This is a genomic window from Viridibacillus arenosi (assembly GCF_001955655.1).
Classification (GTDB): domain Bacteria; phylum Bacillota; class Bacilli; order Bacillales_A; family Planococcaceae; genus Viridibacillus; species Viridibacillus arenosi.
This window is the reverse complement of the sequence record NZ_MSPW01000001.1, coordinates 278785-295720: the sequence shown is the minus strand read 5'-3', so window position 1 is coordinate 295720 and position 16936 is coordinate 278785. Positions and strand designations below refer to the sequence as shown.

The 16936-nt window shown below is 35.1% G+C and carries 13 protein-coding genes; 9 read left to right on the top strand and 4 right to left on the bottom strand.

Translation table 11 applies throughout. From position 1 onward, the window contains the following. Nucleotides 1–165: 165 nt before the first annotated feature. The 3 genes from BK137_RS01395 to BK137_RS01385 all read left to right on the top strand — a co-directional run bounded on the left by BK137_RS01395 (nucleotide 166) and on the right by BK137_RS01385 (nucleotide 5473). On the top strand, nucleotides 166–3786 hold the full coding sequence (locus BK137_RS01395) for a dynamin family protein (RefSeq protein ID WP_038190514.1): 3621 nt from the start codon (nucleotides 166–168) through the stop codon (nucleotides 3784–3786). Beyond that, entirely contained in the window at nucleotides 3786–4607 is an 822-nt protein-coding gene (locus BK137_RS01390) for a sulfurtransferase (protein WP_038190513.1), read from the top strand. The genes BK137_RS01395 and BK137_RS01390 overlap by 1 nt, the downstream gene beginning before the upstream one ends. A 191-nt stretch (nucleotides 4608–4798) precedes the next feature. Then, nucleotides 4799–5473, top strand: a complete 675-nt coding sequence (locus BK137_RS01385; protein WP_038190512.1) for a TerC family protein — start codon at nucleotides 4799–4801, stop codon at nucleotides 5471–5473. 435 nt (nucleotides 5474–5908) lie between these two features. Here BK137_RS01385 and pepF read toward each other — a convergent pair whose 3' ends face one another. The 3 genes from pepF to gdhA form a co-directional block, all read right to left on the bottom strand. Next, a complete protein-coding gene (gene pepF, locus BK137_RS01380) occupies nucleotides 5909–7732 on the bottom strand; it encodes an oligoendopeptidase F (protein WP_038190509.1) in 1824 nt (607 codons plus the stop codon). Between the two features lie 143 nt (nucleotides 7733–7875). Beyond that, a complete protein-coding gene (locus tag BK137_RS01375) occupies nucleotides 7876–8562 on the bottom strand; it encodes a phosphoribosylaminoimidazolesuccinocarboxamide synthase (protein ID WP_038190505.1) in 687 nt (228 codons plus the stop codon). A gap of 165 nt (nucleotides 8563–8727) precedes the next feature. Next, on the bottom strand, nucleotides 8728–10101 hold the full coding sequence (gene gdhA, locus BK137_RS01370; protein ID WP_038190501.1) for an NADP-specific glutamate dehydrogenase: 1374 nt from the start codon (nucleotides 10099–10101) through the stop codon (nucleotides 8728–8730). 194 nt (nucleotides 10102–10295) lie between these two features. Here gdhA and BK137_RS01365 point away from each other — a divergent pair, with 194 nt between their 5' ends. The 3 genes from BK137_RS01365 (at nucleotide 10296) to BK137_RS01360 (ending at nucleotide 12652) form a co-directional block, all read left to right on the top strand. Then, nucleotides 10296–10745 carry a YaiI/YqxD family protein gene (locus BK137_RS01365; RefSeq protein WP_038190498.1) on the top strand — a complete coding sequence of 150 codons (450 nt, stop codon included), beginning with the start codon at nucleotides 10296–10298 and terminating at the stop codon, nucleotides 10743–10745. Nucleotides 10746–11294: 549 nt separating this feature from the next. Next, nucleotides 11295–11462 (top strand): hypothetical protein, encoded by a 168-nt coding sequence (locus BK137_RS22125; RefSeq protein WP_155981208.1) that lies wholly within the window; start codon nucleotides 11295–11297, stop codon nucleotides 11460–11462. Between the two features lie 158 nt (nucleotides 11463–11620). Continuing rightward, on the top strand, nucleotides 11621–12652 hold the full coding sequence (locus tag BK137_RS01360) for a serine hydrolase domain-containing protein (RefSeq protein ID WP_038190494.1): 1032 nt from the start codon (nucleotides 11621–11623) through the stop codon (nucleotides 12650–12652). A gap of 91 nt (nucleotides 12653–12743) precedes the next feature. Here BK137_RS01360 and BK137_RS01355 read toward each other — a convergent pair whose 3' ends face one another. Then, nucleotides 12744–13565 (bottom strand): squalene/phytoene synthase family protein, encoded by an 822-nt coding sequence (locus BK137_RS01355; RefSeq protein WP_038190491.1) that lies wholly within the window; start codon nucleotides 13563–13565, stop codon nucleotides 12744–12746. A gap of 218 nt (nucleotides 13566–13783) precedes the next feature. On the opposite strand from BK137_RS01355, the gene BK137_RS01350 reads away from it, so the two are divergent. The 3 genes from BK137_RS01350 to BK137_RS01340 all read left to right on the top strand — a co-directional run bounded on the left by BK137_RS01350 (nucleotide 13784) and on the right by BK137_RS01340 (nucleotide 16858). Further along, nucleotides 13784–14518 carry an SDR family NAD(P)-dependent oxidoreductase gene (locus BK137_RS01350; RefSeq protein WP_038190490.1) on the top strand — a complete coding sequence of 245 codons (735 nt, stop codon included), beginning with the start codon at nucleotides 13784–13786 and terminating at the stop codon, nucleotides 14516–14518. 24 nt (nucleotides 14519–14542) lie between these two features. Beyond that, nucleotides 14543–14962, top strand: a complete 420-nt coding sequence (locus BK137_RS01345; RefSeq protein WP_235175776.1) for a MarR family winged helix-turn-helix transcriptional regulator — start codon at nucleotides 14543–14545, stop codon at nucleotides 14960–14962. Nucleotides 14963–15289: 327 nt separating this feature from the next. Continuing rightward, nucleotides 15290–16858: an amidohydrolase gene (locus BK137_RS01340; RefSeq protein ID WP_038190479.1), complete on the top strand. Its 1569-nt coding sequence runs from the start codon at nucleotides 15290–15292 to the stop codon at nucleotides 16856–16858. Nucleotides 16859–16936 lie beyond the last annotated feature (78 nt).

The window sequence follows — 16936 nt, the reverse complement described above, 5'->3', positions numbered from 1 at the left end:
CAGTATTAATCTACGGTGCAGTTAGTAAATATGTGTTCACTCAAACAACCGCACATTTAAAATAACGACAAAATCCTCCTGAAATTGGGAGGATTTTTTTGTTTGTCGTTTTCCTTCTACATGTTAGAATGAGTTTATTACATATAAAAGGAGTTAAAGCCTTTCATGACAGTATTTGATCAGCAACTTCAACAATTATTAAAGCAAACAGCAATGCAATATTTGATTTACAAAGATAACGCAGATGAGGAGCGTTTGCAAAAAACGACTCTTTTTGCCAATAAACTATTAAATAAGGAATATATGATTGGCTTTGCTGGCCATTTCTCTGCAGGGAAATCGAGCATGATTAACGCATTAACTGGTGATCAGCTATTACCCTCTAGTCCAATACCTACGAGTGCAAACGTTGTTAAAGTACATAAATCTGAAAGCGATTACGCAATTGCCTATTTAACAGGACAAGATCCAGTGAAATTCACTGGTGATTATGATATTAAAACAGTCAAGGCCTTCGCTAAAAACGGAGCGCTCGTATCGCAAATTGAAATCGGTCATTCAAAATCAGTGCTACCTGATGGCGTAACAGTAATGGATACTCCAGGAGTAGACTCGACGGATGATGCTCATCGCATGTCAACTGAATCAGCACTTCATTTAGCGGATATTGTATTTTACGTCATGGATTATAATCATGTTCAATCTGAGTTGAATTTTCAATTTACAAAACAATTAATGAAATTTAATCCAAATGTTTATCTAATCGTCAATCAAATTGATAAACACAAAGATAATGAACTTGATTTTACTGAATTTGAGCAGTCTGTTCATACTTCATTTGCAAATTGGGGAGTTGTTCCAAAAGGTATCTTCTTTACTTCTCTACGTGAACTAGAGCATCCACATAATGATTTCCAAACAGTCAAGGAAATTGTCATGAGTAGCATGGATGGGTGGCAAGATCAGTTAGTTGAGACAGCTAAAAAAACTTTACAACAATTGAATAAAGAGCATGAAGAATATTTAAAAGCGACAAAACAAGAAATTTTCGATACAAATGAAGAAATTCTACCATTTTCAGATTGGGAAAATCGCCAAGAGTTAAAAGATCAATACGCCAATATCCAGCGTCAATTAGAGCTTTACTCTGTTGAAAAATGGAAAAAATCCTTTGAACAACAACGTGAAGAGTTACTAAATAATGCTGGTATTATGCCTTATGAGCTACGTGATAAGCTAAAACTTTACTTAGAAAGTATGCAAGAAGACTTTAAGGTAGGGATGTTCTTCTCCGCAAAGAAAACTGCTGCTGAAAAAGAATTACGTAAAGAAGAGCTTTACAAACTTTATCAGTCGATTATTACATCACAAATATCAGGTCATATGCTGTCATTGATGAAAAATTCATTGAAGGATGTTGGTGCACTAACTGATGATGTATCTCTTGAAATTGATACAATTGAATTCAAGGTACCTTTTGAGACAATTCAAGATCAAGTGAAAAAAGATGCTTTGGCGACTGGTGATGGGTTGTTGAATTTTGCTAACCGTGTATCAGAAGCAACAAAGCGTTGGTTTATTAGAACAACTGATGAATGGAAAGACGACAAGGCATCTTTTGTAGAGCAATTATCTTTTGGTTCTGTTGAACCGTTGAAGAAAAAACAAGAAGTACTTTCTGAAAAAGTATCAGTTATTAAAGAAATCGAGCATGTTGAAGAACAGGAGCAGTTTTATGCGAAAAAAGCAGCAGCTGCTACAACAGTATTAAATAAGGATGCAGATAATTATGTTGCAATGTGGACAAAAGAGCATGCAGAAGCTTTTGAGCAAATACGATTATTCGACCCTACGATGTTACAACAAGAGGAAGATATTCTAATAGAAGAAAAACCTACCGAAAATGCTGAAGATGTGGAGACTATACAAACTGCTATCGCAGTCAAGCAAGCATTACATACAGCTAATGCTGTAGCGAATGTACAAGGATTTAAAGAGGTATCAACTTATCTCAAAAATAAAGTAGAACGTCTTCAGAAAAAGGATTTCACAATTGCGTTGTTTGGAGCATTTAGTGCTGGTAAATCATCATTTTCTAATGCGCTAATGGGTCAACAAGTTTTACCTGTTTCACCAAATCCAACGACAGCAGCAATTAACAAAATTCGACCTGTCTCACCAGAACATCCTCATGAAACGGCTGATGTTCGATTAAAAACAACTGACCAATTACAAGATGACATCATCTCGTCTTATGAGGCGATTGGTATGCATGTGACAACTTTAGAAGAAGCATTCAATAAAGCTGCTGAAGGATTGCAAATGGAATTAGTAGATGAGAGATTACATGTCCATAAGTCTTTCATCCGTGCCTTCGCACAAGGATATGAAGAATTTAAAGAGCAGTTAGGAACGACTTTACGCACAAATCGAGAGGATTTCGAAAAATTTGTCGCCGAAGAAAAACGTAGTTGTTTTGTCGATTCCATTGATTTCTATTTTGATTGTGAATTAACAAGAATGGGTGTCACATTAGTAGATACCCCGGGAGCAGACTCTATTAACGCCCGTCATACAGGTGTTGCATTTGATTACATTAGAAATGCTGATGCGATTCTATTTATTACTTATTATAATCATGCATTCGCTCGAGCAGATCGTGAATTCTTGATTCAATTAGGTCGTGTAAAAGATGCCTTTGAGCTTGATAAGATGTTCTTCATCGTAAATGCTATTGATCTTGCATCAAATAAGGAAGAAGAGGGAGAAGTTAAAACCTATGTACAGCAAGAATTGCAACGTTTCGGTATTCGAAAACCTCGATTATTTGGTGTCTCTAGTTTACTCGCATTAAAAGAAAAAGTAGAAAAAAGTAATTTCGAATCAGGAATGCAGCCGTTTGAAGATGCATTCCACCATTTCCTATCTGAAGAGTTGAGCTCTTTAGCAGTTCAAGCTTTAGTAGAAGAAACGGATAAAACCCAAAACCGTCTCGCTTCACTTATTAAGCAAACTGAGGACAATATGCTACGTAAAGATGAACGCCTAGTGGAACTGACGAAACTTGAGCAATTTATTCATACTCGTTTTGAAAAATCAGGTGCAGCTGTTATTAAAAAAGATGTTGAGCAGGAATTATCAGAGCTAATGTACTATGTTTTACAGCGAGTTTACTATCGTTTTGCAGATTTTTATAATGAAGCGTATAATCCAGCAACATTTGCAGGTAAATCATCAACAACGGCATTACAATTAGCATTAAAAGAATTATTACAAAGCTTAAGTTTTGATTTAGAACAAGAAATGCGTGTTACAAACTTCCGTATTGCGAAGTTTATCCATAAAAAGATGACTGAGCGTTATATTGAAGATGTAAGAAAATTAAAAGATGTAAATGATAGTTTCTCATTCACGCCATTTGAAACAGAAGAGCCAGCAATACTAGAATTTGTAGGGCCATTTGAACAAACTGCACCGTATGAATCTGTTAAATCTCATTTTAAAAATAATAAAGCATTTTTTGAAAAAGGCGATCGCTTAAAATTAAGAGAAGCATTAGAACAATTGACAAAACCAGACGCACAACAGTATTTGAACACGGAAGCAAAACGTTTAAACAATTGGTCTGAATCGCTTATTAATACTGAAGCAGAAAGTTTACGTCATCATCTAAGTGCCCAAGCAACAGAGCAAATTGCAACAGAACGTGAGCTTTTACAAGAAGAAAGCAAGCTTGTTGAATGGAAAAAAATCTACTCATCTTTATTTGAAGGAGTTGTGAAGTAATGGTGAACGTATTTATTTCAATCAAAGATTTAGACGTGAATAATACTATCTGGATTGATGCGCGTTATAATCTGCAAAATGCAGAAGAAGGACGAAACCTTTATAATCAGGAACATTTTAAAGGAGCAGTATACTGGGATTTAGAAAAAGACCTTTCAGATATGACAAAAGATGAGGGACGTCATCCAATGCCCGACAAAGATCAATTACAGGCGTTGTTTGAAAGAAGTGGTTTACATTATGATACGGACAAAACAATTGCTGTCTACGATCAAGGTGCTTCACCCTTTGCAACACGTGCATGGTGGATGCTACAATATGGTGGTTTTAAAAATGCCAAAATAGTAAAAGAGGGCTACAGTGCCATAAAGGAAGCGGGTATTGCTGTTCAATCAGGAGAACAATCAGTGACAAATACTGCTCTTAAACCAAGATGGCAAGACGATCTTTATGTAAATCGTACAGGTGTCAAAGAGATAGTTGATGGGAAAGTAAAAAAAGTGCTACTAGATGCGCGTGCTGAAGCGAGATATTTAGGGGAAATAGAGCCGCTAGATAAGGTGGCAGGTCATATTCCAGGAGCACGAAATTTTGATTGGGAGCAATTAAAGTCAGATGGAGTTTTAACAACAAATCAAAAATTGCGTGATGTTGTTCGACAAGATGAGCAAATAGTAGTTTATTGCGGTAGTGGTGTAACAGCATCACCATTATTCGCTATTTTAAAAGAAGAAGGATATTCAAATGTACAACTGTACACAGGTAGTTATAGTGATTGGATTACAGCGTATGCACCTGAAAAAGGATCTTCAAAGAAATAATTGATTCAATTGAAAGCAAAATAGAACTAAAAAAGCGAGCAAAGTTATGATTTTGCTCGCTTTTTTGCGCATTCATAACATAATTATCGCCATTTTCACATAAAATAGAGTCTGTCCAGAGTTTTTACTTTCCATTTATTTATATAAGAGTAGAATAGTAAAGGATATCTAACTAGAAAGAAGGAGATTAAATGGATGCAGCCTTTATAACAAAGATCTTATCCATTATTTTACTAGACATTGTATTAAGTGGAGATAATGCTGTAGTCATAGCGCTAGCATGTCGTAACTTACCAAAAAGACAACGGAAAAAAGCCATATTCATCGGTACTGCAGGAGCCATTATTTTACGCGTGTTACTTACATTCGTTGCAGTCTGGTTATTACAAATTCCATTAGTTAAATTAGTTGGTGGTTTATTATTATTCTATATTGCATTTGATTTATTAAAATCTGACGGTGAAGACCCTGATTTGAAAAGCAGTAGTTCACTATTTGCAGCTATCCGTACGATTATCATAGCTGACTTCGTTATGAGTTTAGATAATGTACTAGCAGTAGCTGGAGTTGCAGATGGACATATGGGCCTAGTTATACTTGGACTTGCTGTAAGTATTCCACTCATTGTATTTGGTAGTCAGTTAATCATTAAATTAATGGAAAAATTCCCGATTCTTATTTGGATAGGTGCTTTAATGATTGCTTATACAGCGGGGCATATGATTGTAGCAGACAAGTACGGAGAGCGATTTGTTGAACAAACATTCCCACAAATGGCTTATGTCATTCCTGCTGTTAGTATGATTCTATTGGTGGTATTGGGTGTTTGGGTAAAAAATCGACAAACAAAATATATTTCTAGATAAGCCTGTATAATAAAATAATTACATAGGCAATAGACGTGACTTTATAATTTTTATTATTAAGTCGCGTTTTTATTTGCAGAAATATCCTCTGGAAATTTCAATTTCTCTTCCCCTATATCCTCTCAAGTTCACAAGAATGCTCATTTATCCTCCGAAATAGACAGTGTCAAGTTTTGAAAGTGCCCTTTGCAACGACCAAAAGTTTGTGTTGACTAGATTATCTACAGTTTCATAGTTTTTTTGAAACGGCATTTAGGAACTCCTCCTTAAAAAAGCTAAAGAACAAGCTATGTAAATATCTATTTATGAGTAACCATCTTCAATTTTATATTCGACATATTATGTAATAATCCTGCAAATAAATTAGAATATTAGGATAAAAAAACTTCCGAAAGACAGTTTTTACTGCCAATCAGAAGTTGAATGGTGAAGAGATTATTTATCTATAACTGTTGCGTTTAGTTCCTCCGTTAGTACTTCTAATTGGTCGATTAAACCACCGATATAAGCAATGGTATTTAAAAGTGGTTCATCAGTCGTAATATCCACTCCGGCCATTTGAGCAAGCTCTACAGGCGTCTTCGTTCCACCAGCTTGTAATACTTTTAACCAGTCTTCAACAGCAGGTTGACCTTCATTTAAAATACGTTGAGATACCTGTGTAGAGATAGTTAATCCTGCACTATAAGTATATGGATATAAGCCCATATAATAGTGAGGTTGGCGCATCCAAGTTAGTTCTGCTCCTTCAGTGATTTCGACTGCATCACCCCAGAAATCTTCCAATACTTCACGTTTTAATCGATTTAATACATTTGCATTTACACTTTCACCTGCGTCAACTTTGTCATACACTTTACGTTGATATGCAGCTTCTAATAAATGTGTAACAAAATTATGGTAATAAGTACGTGAGATAATTGATGCAGTGACCCAACGTTTAAATCGAGTATCTTCTGCTGTTTTCAATAAGTAATTTGCCATCAACATCTCATTCATCGTAGAAGGAGCCTCGATAAAATAAGTTGACGGACGACTGTTGAATAATGATTGCTTCTTATGTGCATTGACAAAGTGTCCTGCATGGCCAAGTTCATGAGCTAAAACAAATACTTCGTTCATACGACTAGTCCAAGAGATTAAAATATAAGGATGGAAACCATAAGGACTTGAGCAAAATGCTCCTGTTGATTTCCCTTCATTTTGGGCAAAGTCAATCCAGCGTTCACTGTATGACTTCTCAACCATTTCCATATACTCATCACCCATAATTTGAAGAGCATTTTCAATATAATTCTTTGATTCTTCCACTGTAATCATAGGCTCAAATTCTGGATCTAATGGAATTTTCAAATCAGCAAACGTCATTTTTTCTAAACCATGAACTTTTTGTAACAGCTTTGCATAACGGCGCATATGAGGTGCTAATTCTGTAGTAATTAAATCAATTTGTCGGTTATATAATGTACGGTCGACCTCTTGATCAAATAGTAAGTAATCTGTTACAGATTCATATCCTCGCAAATCCGAAAGGGTTTTTTCAGTCGTGACATGCGTATTATACGTTTTGGCAGTTGTATGTTGATACTCGCGAAGTTTTTTTGAAAAAGCTTCAAAAGCTGCACGACGAATATTAACGTCAGATTCTAATTCCCAGTCTCCTTCAAATAAGCTGTAGTTTAATGGGAAAGATTCTCCATTCGCTGTAAAGTTGTCGAATTTCATATCAACAAGTTTTGTCGTGTTATATAGCTCATATGGGGCATCTAAAGAAGAGCTAAGTGCTGCTAATGTTTTTTCGACTTCAGGGTGTAACTGATATGCTTTTTTCTTGATTATCTGTTTGAGATAATTTTCAAATTGTGGAGCAATTGTAGCAGCTTCTTCTAAAATTTCAGTAGATAGCGCTGAAAGATCACTATGTACGAATGATAATTGACTACCGATTTTTGAAGCTATTGATCCAAACTTACTTGCACGCATCTGTGCATCATCATTCGTTTGATCTACTTCTAATGAAAGGCTAGCATAAGCACCAAAAGGAACGAATTGTTCATTTAGTTTCTCATAGTCTGTCAATACTTGTACGACAGATGAAGAATCAATAATATTACCAGTGTATTTTTGATTAAATAAAAGTGCGTCTTTTTCAATTTGAGCAATTCCAGCATTGTATGTCTCAATAGAATCAATAAGAGGTGATAAGTCCCAAGTTTGTTCAACAGGTATTAAATTACGTGGTGCAAAACTCTTTTTCATTATTAATCTCTCCTTTAAAATTACGAATCTCGAATTATCTTCATTATATTGAAAATATTTAGTAAAGTAAAATAATTCACTATAAATAGTTTATTCCCTGTAAAAAAAAGCTAGCCAATATATCGGCTAGCTTTGAGGACTGCTTATTTTGAAAGCATAATTTTTTCAAGTTCAAGTGGTTCAATATAGTCTGAACCTTTGTAAGCGCGCATATTTCCACCAGAAATTTCATCGATTAATAAAATTTCGCCAGTTTTAGCATCGCGACCAAATTCTAATTTTATATCATAAAGTTCCAAACCTTTTTTAGCTAGTTCCGCTTTAACGAAGTTTGAAATTTCTACAGTACGTTGTTTTAAAGTTTCATATTCTTCAAGAGAAAGAATTTGAAGTTCAGCTAATGCATCAGCCGAGATAGGTGGATCTAAACGATCATCATCTTTAATCGTAACTTCAACGAAAGACTCTAGTTTTTGTCCTTCTTCTACATAAGCGCCGTAGCGTCGTAAAAAGCTACCAACAGCACGGAATCGGCAAATAACTTCAAGTCCTTTACCAAAGACAGTTGCTGGCTTTACAGTCATTGTCGCATTTTCTATATCAGAAGAAATGAAATGAGTAGGGACTTCAATTGCATTTAACTTTTTATAAAAGAATGTAGTGAGACTTAAACCTGCACGACCTGCACCATCAATTGTTAAGCCAACAGTATTCGCACCCGGATCAAACACACCGTTTTCACCAGTTACATCATCTTTGAATTTTAATAATAGAGGACCATCCTCTAATTGATACACATCTTTAGTTTTCCCTTGATATTTAAGTTCCATACATTCAGCCTCCGTTTCATAGTTATTGTAAGTTATTTAGAGTATAAATGATAGTTTTTTTCATAATAAAGGGGAATCTATGTAAAAAAGACGAATATTTATCTAAAAAGCAGTAAACCCATTCGGATTTACTGCTTTGAAGATTAACTATAGGAAGTGTTAAAATTAAATAACACCTTGAGCAATCATTGCATCTGCTACTTTTAAGAAACCTGCGATATTCGCACCAATTAGTAAATTACCTTCATAACCATATTCTTTTGCAGCATCTACGCTGTTACTATAAATTGACTTCATAATATCATGTAATTTTTCGTCGACTTCTTCAAAAGTCCAGAATATACGCATGCTATTTTGAGCCATTTCAAGTGCTGAAACCGCAACACCGCCTGCATTTGCTGCTTTAGCAGGTGCAAAAAGAACTTTGTTTTCTAGATAAATTTGAATTGCTTTCAGAGTTGAAGGCATGTTCGCACCTTCACCGATTGCTTTTACTCCGTTTGTAACGAGTGTTTTAGCGGATTCTTCATCAATTTCATTTTGAGTAGCGCACGGTAGAGCAATGTCACATGGAATAGTCCAAATACCAGAACAACCTTCACTAAAAGTAGCCTCAGGATGACGTTCCACATATTCCTTAATGCGGCCTTGTTCAACTTCTTTAATTTGTTTAACAGTATCTAAGTTAATACCATTTGGATCAAAGATATAGCCGTTTGAGTCGCTACATGCTACAACTTTTGCACCTAGTTGTTGTGCTTTCTCAATAGCGTATACTGAAACATTACCAGAACCAGAAACTACAACTGTTGCATCTTGGAATGTAGTATCAATTTCTTTTAGCATTTCTTGAACGAAATAAACTGTACCATAGCCAGTTGCTTCTTTACGTGCTAAACTACCACCAAAGCGTGGCAATTTACCCGTAATAACACCTGCTTCATAAGCACCACGAATGCGGTTGTACTGACCAAAAAGGAAGCCGATTTCACGGGCTCCTACGCCGATATCACCAGCAGGTACATCAACATCTGGTCCAATATATTTGTGTAATTCTGTCATAAAAGCTTGACAGAAGCGCATGATTTCAGCATCTGATTTCCCTTTAGGGTCGAAGTCTGAACCACCTTTTGCACCCCCGATAGGTTGGCCAGTTAACGAGTTTTTGAAAATTTGTTCAAAACCTAGGAATTTAATAATACTTTCGTTTACCGATGGATGGAAACGAAGTCCGCCTTTGTAAGGTCCAATTGCACTGCTGTATTGTACACGATAACCACGGTTAACTTGTACCTTACCACTATCGTCTACCCATGAAACACGGAATTTTACTACACGTTCTGGTTCGATGATGCGTTCTAATAAACTTGCATCCATTAATTCAGGACGTTTAGCAAAAACAGGAGTTAATGAATAAATGATTTCTTTAACAGCTTGTAAAAACTCAGGCTCATGTGAGTGGTGTTTTTTCAAATTGTTAAACACATCATCGATATACTGTGTTGCAATTTGCTTTGATTCTGTTGTAATTGTGACCATTGTGAATACCCCCAGTAATATTTGACCTATTAGAACATAGTAGCGCTCTTTTTCCAATAATTCAATATTGTAATATTTATGAATATACAATTAAAATGAATATATATGCACGATAACGGTGTCAAAAGTAATGATTTTGAAATATCATACAAGTGTAAATGATAAGTAAATAAAATGTAAATGAGGTTATAAATATGACTGAAATTTTGATAGATGCAGATGGCTGTCCTGTTGTTGATTTAATAATAAAAATAGCTCAGGAATTCCAATTGAAAGTAACCATTTTTTGTGATACTGCCCATCAAATTGAGCGCGAAGGTGCGGATACGGTTATGGTTTCAAAAGGGAGCGATGCTGTTGATTTTGTACTAGTTAACCGCTTACAAAAGGGTGACATAGTAGTTACTCAAGATTATGGTTTGGCAGCTATGGTATTGGCTAAATCTGGTTATGCTATTGATCAAAACGGAAGAAATTACACATCGGATAATATAGAACAATTACTTTTTACAAGACATCTAGGTCAGAAAATAAGGCAAGCTGGTGGTAGAACGAAGGGGCCAAAAAAACGTTCAAAAGAGGCTAATTTTGAATTTGCCGAAGCTTTCCGCCGTTTATGCAAAGAAATTTTGACGAAATCGTGAACTTGGATGAAATAACTTTGATTTCAATTGATTTTAATAATTTGGTTAATGCTTTTCCACAATTAAAGAGGGTAAAACTCCTAAAGAAATACTTTGGTTAAACGAAAAATTCAGCCCATATTCTGAGTTGAGTAATACTAATAATGAAATAGGGCGAGAAGCTATTGATAACGCAGTAGAGAGACTGCTGCGTTTTGCTCGTTTTATAGAAAATGCTTTTCCTGAAACAACTAGTTCAAAGGGAATTATTGAATCGAAGATTGTAAAAATAGCTGAAATAAAGAGCCTTTTAAATAGTTATTACCAAGTAACTGATGAGAGGGAAACACTTATTAAAATGCGATAATACATTGCCTGTCTCAGGCTCGATTAAAGCGCGTCGTGGCATTTAGGAAGTTCTAAAACATGTAGAAAAATAGCATTAGAAGACGATTTACTGACGATAGTAGATTCATATGAATTCCTTGCTTCTAAAGAGGTACATACTCTGTTTTCAAAATATTCTATTTCCTTTGGATCAACGAACAATTTAGGGTTGAATTTGGAATAATGAGTGCAAAACTTGGCTTTCAAGTAACTGTACATATGTCTGCAGATACAAAAGACTGGAAAAAGAAGTTACGAAGAGAAAAAGGCGTAGAAGTTGTAGATTATGAATCGGATTATAGCTTAGCTATCACGAATGGCAAATACAATGCATATTATTTAGGCCACTAGTGTTAACATGGTGCCTGAAGAGTTAAGAAGAGATTATTTAAAAAAGTAAATTAAAATAGATAATTAAATAGAAAATAATACCAAAATATTTCTATTTATGGTAGTTTGAAGTGAGAAGATTTTAATAGACTAATTCTGCTGCGCAGGGGGAATCACATATGAAACTAGAAAATCTGTTAAGGAAGATAGAGTCTGTTCAACAAAAGATTCAATTTTCAGGTACCATTTTTACGAAGCAGGGAACTGATTCACTAGCTAGTATAAGTTTCGGCTACTCAAATCGAAGTGAAAAAATTGAAAATGAAGTAAATACAAAATACGGCATCGCCTCTGGTTGTAAAGTTTTCACAGCTATCGCCATTTGTCAGCTTATCGAAAAAGGAGAGCTCTCCTTTGATTCGAAATTACAAAATTGTTTACCATTTGAATTTCCGCATTTTGATGAAAATATTACAGTTCACCATTTGCTTACGCATACTTCTGGTATTCCGGATTATTTTGATGAAGAAGTAATGAATGATTTTGAAGAACTATGGATTAAGACACCTATGTACCATATAAGAAACTTACAAGATTTCTTACCATTGTTTAAAAATGAGGAAATGAAATATCCTGCAGGTGCAAAATTTCAATATAATAATTCGGGATATATTTTGCTTGGTTTAATTATCGAACAAATAACTGGTATGAGCTTTAGCGAATATGTTGAAACGAATATTTTCCAACGAGCAGGAATGCTTGACTCTGGATATTTTGAAATGGATGCTTTGCCTGCAAAAACAGCGATTGGATATATTGATTTTTCTGATGGTACATGGAAAACGAATATATACTCTCTACCTGTAAAGGGAGGGTCTGATGGCGGAGCTTATGTTACTGCACCAGATATGATGAAGCTATGGGAATCGTTAACAAACTATAAACTTTTGAGTGAAAGCATAACCAAACAAATGTTAACGCCTCATGCTCATGAAGTTGAAGGGCTATCATATGGTTACGGAATTTGGATTGAAAAAAACGATGAAGAAGTATCTAAGTATTTGTTAATGGGTTATGATCCAGGAGTTAATTTCCATGCTGCATTTTACCCTAAGCGAGATCTCAAAATTGTCGTCTGTGTAAATACTTCTAAAGGCGCGTATGATATGATTTCAGGGATTGAGGAAGTACTTGCTTTATCTAATTCTTAAATATTTTGTAATAGAAAAGCCGAAGTAGATTAATTTTTCTACTCGGCCAATTTTTTTGTATTGTGTATTTCTTTTAGTATAATATTATAGGTTAATCTGCCTTCGTTACTTCCTCAACAGTTTGTTCAACCTCTTGACGTGTCATTTTCTCATGACCGTTAAGCATAGCTTGTAATGTTTTATGTGCAAGTGCCAAAGGAATTTTACAGAACATTAAGATGCTACGTTTTTTAATGCTTTTATTATACAAATCACCTTTAGCCAAGTTTTCCTCAGCGTATTTGAATAGATCATCGCGTGTCCAACCATCTGGCATGAAGCTTACACCACGTTCATCGTCCTCTTCTTGGTTACGTAAAATGTTCACCGCTTGTAAACCACGTCCGTAACCGATTGCTAATTCACGGTCTGTTTCGATGCCAGCACCCCAGCGCCAAATATCAGATAGCATCGTCCCAACAAGACCTGCTACGTAGTATGTGTAGTCGTCTAAATCTTCTCTTGTTTTAACAACCCAATTTTTGTCTGCCCACTTAGCCATACCTTCAGCCATTTCACTTGTAGAAGCAGCGATTGTCTCGCGAATATCTTCAGGACATAGTGCCAGCCAATCACCAAGTCGGATTGTTACTTCAGGCAGTATATTTTCATATGGTTTAAGTAATAATAAGTAAGCTTCATTATCAAATGGTTTTAATAACATAGTACTTACTTGGCGTAAAAGATCGCTTTTAACGGCGATATCTAAATCCTCATGGTCTTCAATTTCATCAATAGCTCGCATGCATAAATATGCTGTTGCAACAGTTGTTTTCAATTCTTTTTGCAAAAATGTAATAGGAATAAAAAAAGTGCGACTTGTTGCTTTTAAAACGCTCATCGCTTCTTTATAGAGTGCTTTTTGTTCTGACATTTTGTCTTCCTCCGTTCAATCAAAAAATCTTCCATACTATCGTATATCAAATAGTGAAAAAGATACAACTAAATCCGTATAAACAAATAAATCTTATAGAAATAAAATAAATGTTTTGTGTTAAATATTTAAACGTGATAATATTTAGTTGTCTAATAAATTTAGTTTCACATAAATCCTTAGACATCTAAATATTTTCTATAAAAGGAGTTTTTATAATGGGTAGATTAGATAATAAAGTAACAATCATAACAGGTGGAGCATCAGGTATTGGAGCAAAAATGGTAGAATTATTTGCTCAAGAAGGCGCAATTGTTATTGCAGCTGATATTAACGATGCTGCAATCGCTGCAATCGACAACGGAAAAAACATTTTCGGAATGAAATTAAATGTTATGGATGATGCAAACTGGAAAGAGCTAGTTGAAAATATCGTTGAAAAATTTGGTAAAATTGATATCCTTGTTAATAACGCTGGAATTTCATCAGAAAAACCAATGGATGCTATTACAGTTGATGACTGGTCATTAATGCACAATATTAACGCATTCGGACCTTTCTTAGGTATGAAACACGTTTCTGCAGTAATGAAAGAAAATGGAAAGGGTTCAATCGTTAACATTTCTTCATTCACAGCTCAAATTGGCATGGGCTTAAATGCATACTCTGCTTCTAAAGGTTCTGTTCGTGCTATTTCTAAAGCTGCTGCAACTGCATTCGGTAAATTTGGCGTACGTGTAAACGCAGTATTCCCAGGAATTATCGAAACACCAATGACTGCTGTATTAAAAGATTCTGCTGCATACGTAGAATCTATGGTTAAAGCGACTCCACTTTCTCGTCTTGGACAACCAGCTGATATTGCAAACGCTGCAATCTTTTTAGCATCTGATGAAGCTTCATTTATTACTGGTTCTGAACTTGTAATCGATGGTGGATTCTCAGCACAATAATTTTGTATATGGAGTTGGATGCCATTGAAAAATAATCCTACCCTATTTGACCTTGTCCATGTACTTGATAAAGCAAATGAGAACATGATTTTAGCTTGGAAAAAGTTATTTAAAGTTAATATAGGGATATCACATATATTAGTATTGAGCTATTTAAAAGAACATGGTAAAAGTAAACCTTCGGATATTGCAAAATACCTTGAGTTTGCACCGCCTTCTTTAACACATTTAGCAGAAAAACTAATTCACAATCAATATTGTGTTCGATGTCAGGATTCATATGATAGAAGAATTTCTTATATTCAAATTACACCACTAGGGTTAGAAATCTTAGAGGAAGCTAGTTTGTTAGGTGCTGAAATGCGACAAGAATATTTCAAAATTCTTTCAGAAGATGAAATCCAAAAACTTTTCTCAATATATACAAAATTAACAAGTCAATAATTAATGTTGAATTGTGGTAAGAAGGGCGAACTTTGTTCGTCCTTCTTTTTTTGTGTAATAAAAACCTAAGCATAAATTACGAATTTTCCCTTTATTATATCTTTTATAAACTTTGTAGAGATTACTTGGGGAAAGAGTCGTGTTTATTTTTATACATTTAATAGAAAGTGGAGTTTAGTAAAAGAAAATACAATCAGTCAATTAAGTTTTATTAAATAATAATGAGAATTGACGTCTAGATTACCTACCTTATCAATGCGTCCTTTTTGTTCAAAATGATATAATAAGAATATTTCGAAAAACTTATTTAGAGGAAGGACAGGGGAAATGGGACAATTATGGTTTGGTGGTACAATTTACACGATGCAACATGATGGGGATACAGTCGAAGCGGTACTTGTTGAGAGTGGTAAGGTTAAAAAAGTAGGAACGTACGAAGAGCTAAAAACCCAAGCAGAAGAGGATATTGATTTGCAAGGAGCCGTGATGTATCCAGGGTTTGTTGATAGTCATTTACATATGATTGGCTATGGAGAAAAACTGTTGCGACTGGATTTAACAAATGTGAAATCTTCTGATGAGTTGCTAGATGTTATTAAACAAGCAGCTGCTAATTGTTCTAGTGAAGAATGGTTAATCGCTGAAGGTTGGGATGAAAATCAATTTAATGATATTCGCATTCCAACTGTTCAAGAATTGGATGCTATTCGTCAAGAACCGATCGTCCTAAAACGTATATGCAGACATGTCGTTCTTGCGAATACTTCAGCAATGGCTGCTGGTAATATTACTCAAGAAACGCCAAATCCAGAAGGTGGTGAAATTGGTCGAGATGAAAATGGATTATTAACGGGACTATTATATGATCAAGCGCTTTACAAAGTATTAGATCAAATACCTGTAGAGCAAGAATATTCTTTAACAAATACATTAGAGTTAGCCGTAAATCATTTGCTGTCACTTGGTTTAACTGGTGGACATACTGAAGATATGAGTTATTATGGGCATTTTTCCAATCCGCTGAATGCTTTTAATGAAATTATAGGTAAAAGGAAAAATTTTAGAGCACATTTATTAAGGCATCATCTTGCGTTCGAACAAATGATGACCTCAAACGCAACTTTTACTGAGCCATTTGTAGAACCCGGTGCGATGAAGATTTTCTCTGATGGTGCACTTGGTGGTGCAACAGCTGCATTACTTGAACCATATGAAAATCAGCCACAAAATAAAGGGTTATTCATCCATACCTCTAAACAACTTGATCAACTTGTAAAATTGGCACGTTCTTATGGTGAAGCTGTGGCAGTCCATATAATTGGTGATGCCGCTCTTGAACAAGTATTGACAGCAATCGAAGCTAATCCTATAACGAATGGAAAAAAAGATAGGCTTATTCATTGCAGTGTTGTTAATGACTTACTGATTGAACGAATGAGTAAATTGCCCGTTATTTTAGATATTCAACCACAATTTATCCTTTCTGATTTCCCATGGGTTGTTGATAAAATCGGTCCAAAGCGAGCTGAATTGACCTATCCATTTAAACGTTTTTTAGATAAAGGATTGATATGTGCAGGAGGTTCCGATGCACCGATTGAAGATGCGAATCCTTTGCTTGGTATTCATGCTGCAATCGCTCGCAAAAAGCATGAGGAAAGCCATGAAGGATATATCCCAACAGAAAAACTTACACGTTTTGAGGCAATTTCCCTCTATACAACTGGTAGCGCCAAGGTAATTAGCAAGGAACAGGTAAGGGGTACCATTCAACCGGGATATGATGCGGACTTTTCTATTTTCGACAAAGACTTATTTGTTTGCGAATTAGATGAAATTCCAAACGCTATTGCACTTAAGACAGTTGTTGCAGGGAATATAGTTTTTTCAAAATAAGTGATTAGAATTTTAGAAAAAATGATAACATCGTAGGAAATCATTGCACAAAACTGCACATAGCAGTAAAGTTTAGAT